Annotated in this window: 2 protein-coding genes and 1 pseudogene; all 3 read left to right on the forward strand. The window is 65.0% G+C overall.

All coding sequences use genetic code 11. The features are described 5' to 3' along the window. Positions 1 to 82: 82 nt before the first annotated feature. The gene (locus AC3AYF_RS19445; protein ID WP_295041193.1) at positions 83 to 1,867 is read left to right on the forward strand and encodes a type I secretion system permease/ATPase; all 1,785 of its coding nucleotides are present in this window, start codon (positions 83 to 85) and stop codon (positions 1,865 to 1,867) included. Next, on the forward strand, positions 1,864 to 3,201 hold the full coding sequence (locus tag AC3AYF_RS19450) for an HlyD family type I secretion periplasmic adaptor subunit (RefSeq protein WP_295041194.1): 1,338 nt from the start codon (positions 1,864 to 1,866) through the stop codon (positions 3,199 to 3,201). Before AC3AYF_RS19445 ends, AC3AYF_RS19450 begins: the two co-directional genes overlap by 4 nt. Beyond that, positions 3,201 to 3,448: pseudogene (locus AC3AYF_RS19455) on the forward strand (hypothetical protein); the annotation flags it as partial. The gene AC3AYF_RS19450 and the pseudogene AC3AYF_RS19455, both read left to right, overlap by 1 nt.

The following is a 3,448-nucleotide window of genomic DNA, read 5'->3' on the forward strand; positions in this document are numbered from 1 at the left end:
ACTTCTTCACAATTTCCGCATGCTGAAAGTCTCAACAGCGTTCGACGCCACTTTCCGAAATGATGTCACAAGAGACAGAACCGTGGCCAAACCCGACGACAAGACCGATCTGCAAAAGGCGCTTTCCAATAGTCGCCGTGCTTTTCTTTTCATCTTGCTATTCAGCCTGTTCATCAACTTGATGATGCTCGCGCCATCGATTTATATGCTGCAGGTTTATGATCGAGTCATCACGACGCGCAGCCCCGAAACTCTGATGATGTTGACGTTGGTCGTGGTGTTTCTGTTTGTCGTGATGGGATCGCTGGAGCTGGTGCGCTCGCGAATCCTGGTCCGGGTCGGCAACCGGCTCGACATGCAGATCAACGAGCGCCTCTATCAGGCCACGTTCAAGCGGGCCTTGCTGGTACCGGGCAAGCCCTCGGCCCAGCCCTTCAACGACTTGACGACGTTACGCCAGTTTCTGAGTGGAAACGGTTTGTTCGCCTTCTTCGATGCGCCCTGGATACCGGTCTACATCGCCATTCTGACGCTGTTCCATCCGTGGTTCGGGATCTTCGCCACCGTCGCCGCCTGCGTGCTGCTGGTGCTGGCCTGGATCAACGAGAAGAGCACCCAGTCGCTGCTGAACGAGGCCAACCGGGAGCACGTCCAATCCCAGGACCTGGCCCAGAGCAACCTGCGCAATGCCGAAGTTCTCCAGGCCATGGGGATGCTGCCCCATCTGCTCGCCCGCTGGCGGGACAAGCACCACGACTATCTCATCAACCAGTCCCGCGCCAGCGACCGGGCCGGTGTGCTCAGCAATGTATCGAAAACGCTGAGGGTCATGTTCCAGTCGCTGATTCTGGGGCTCGGCGCCTATCTGGTGATCGAGGGCAGCCTGACGGGCGGCATGATGATCGCCGGCTCCATCCTGATGGGTCGTGCCCTGGCGCCCATCGACCAGATGATCGGTGGCTGGAAAGGCTTCGTCGCGGCACGCACGGCGCACGCCAGACTCCAGGCGCTACTCGTCGCGGTGCCCGCGGAACCCCAGCGCATGCCGCTGCCACCGCCAGTCGGGCGGCTGGCGCTCGAAGCGGTCACGGCGGCCCCGCCCGGCGACACGCAACCGACACTGTGGGAGCTCAGCCTGACCGCCAACCCCGGCGAACACATCGCCATCGTCGGACCCAGTGCTGCGGGAAAGTCGACGCTCGCCCGGGTCATGCTGGGCGTCTGGCCCACCCAGAGCGGCTGCGGCAGGATCGGGGGGACCGATATCGGTCAGTGGCCAAGAGAGCGGCTGGGCCCTTTCATCGGCTATCTGCCGCAGGACGTCGAGCTGTTCGACGGCAGCATCAGCGAGAACATCGCGCGCTTTGGCGACATCGACCCGGCGCGCGTCATCGAGGCGGCGCAGAGGGCCGGCGTACACGACATGATCCTTCGCCAGTCCGACGGCTACGACACCCGGATCAGCGGCACCGGTGGCGTACTCTCCGGCGGGCAGCGACAACGCCTCGGTCTGGCCCGGGCCCTGTATGGCAATCCCGTTCTGGTCGTCCTCGACGAGCCGGACGCCAATCTCGACGCCAGCGGAGAGCGCGCGCTGCTGCACTGTCTGCGGCAGCTCAAGGACCAGGGCACCACGGTATTCATCATCAGCCATGCGCCCGCCATTCTCGACCATGTCGATCGCGTACTCGTGCTGCAGGAGGGCCGCATGATCTCCTGCGCCCCGCCGCGGAAGGCGGCGACGCCAGCCCCGGACGCTTCACGCCAGAGTGACGCCCCCGTTCACTCGATCCGGATGCGCGCCCGCGGCAAGGCCGGCGACTCACACTCCTACCCACCCCTGGCACCGGAGCCGCCGACGCCATGACGACTGCCTCCTCCTCACCGATGACACTCGGTGCGCCCAAGCCCCAGTTGCCGACCAGCGACGACGCCAGCCGGCGCTGGGGCCTGGGGATCCTGGTGTTCGCGCTTGGCGGCTTCGTGCTCTGGTCGCTGACGGCCGACCTCGCGGTCGCTGTCGTGGCGCCAGGGTCGGTCGCCGTCGAGACCTCGACCAAGAAGGTCCAGCACTTCGAAGGCGGTATCGTCCAACGCATCCTGGTCGGGGATGGCGATCGAGTCGAGGCGGGCGACCCCTTGATCGTGCTCGACGATACCCAGCCGCTGGCCAAGCTCTCCATCGCCGAATCGGAATACCGCATCGCGCTGGCCAGCGAGGTGCGACTGCTGGCCGAACAGAGCGACCGCGATTCACTGACATTCCCCGCTATCCTGCTGGGCGACGTCTCGCCCCGGGTGGAGGCCGTGGTCGATGTCCAGAAGCGGCTGTTCCAGGTTCGTCGCCAGTCGCTCAAGGATGCCCTCTCCGCACTCGACGAGAAGGCCCACCAGATGCAGGAGCAGATCGCCGGGCTCGAGCGACTGCGACAGGTGAACCAGTCCAAGATCAACTCGCTGGCCGGAGAAGCCGCCGACTACCGCACGCTGTTCAAGGAGGGGCTGGGAGACAATCAGCGCCTGCGCGAGCTCGAGCGCCAGGTGCTCCAGTACCAGGGAGAGAACGCGCAGCACGCTGCCGAGGTGGCGCAGTTGCGCTCGCAGATCAGCGAGAACGGTTTTCAGAAGGAGATTCGCCTGCAGGAGTACCACCAGGGTGTGGGCGAGGACCTCAAGGAGGTGCAGTCCCAGGTCACGGACGCCGAGGAGCGGGTGACCGCCCTGCGCGATCAAGTGCAGAGGACCGCCATCGTGGCCCCCGTCTCGGGCACCGTCGTCGGCTTGCAGGTCCACACCCAGGGGGCGGTCATTCGTTCCGGCGACACGATCATGGAGGTCGTCCCGGCGAACGAGGCCTTCGTCATCGAGGCGAGAATTCCCGATCGCGACATCGACAACGTCCACGCCGGCCAACCCGCCGAGATTCGCTTCAGCGCCTTCAACCAGCGCCTCTCCAATGTCATCGAGGGCGAGGTCGCCCATGTCTCGGCGGATAGCTTCGAAGACGAGGCGACGCGGACGCACTACTACAAGGCACGCATTCGGGTGACCGACCTGGGGCATGCCAAGATGACCTCGTCGATGCAACTGCTGGCCGGCATGCCAGCCGAAGTGATGCTGAAGACAGGGGATCGCACCTTCGCCAGCTACATGTTCAAACCGTTCAGCGACATGCTGGCACGAGCGATGCGAGAAGAGTGATGCCGTCAATTCGACCCTGGATCCTGACCGGCTGCCTGGCGGCTCTGGCCACGCCGACATATGCCCAGCCGCTGGAGATCACGCCGCCGACGAACGCATCGATCGCCGCCTCCCCGGCCCCGCTGCCGTCGCTGCCGCGCCTCGTCGCCCTGGCGCTGAGCTACGACAGCGGCCTGCAGAGCCAGCGCCTCGACAGCCAGTCGGTGGCCCAGGAGGTGCCGATGGCAGAGGCCGGACTACGCCCGAG

This window comes from Salinicola sp. (genome assembly GCF_982684285.1).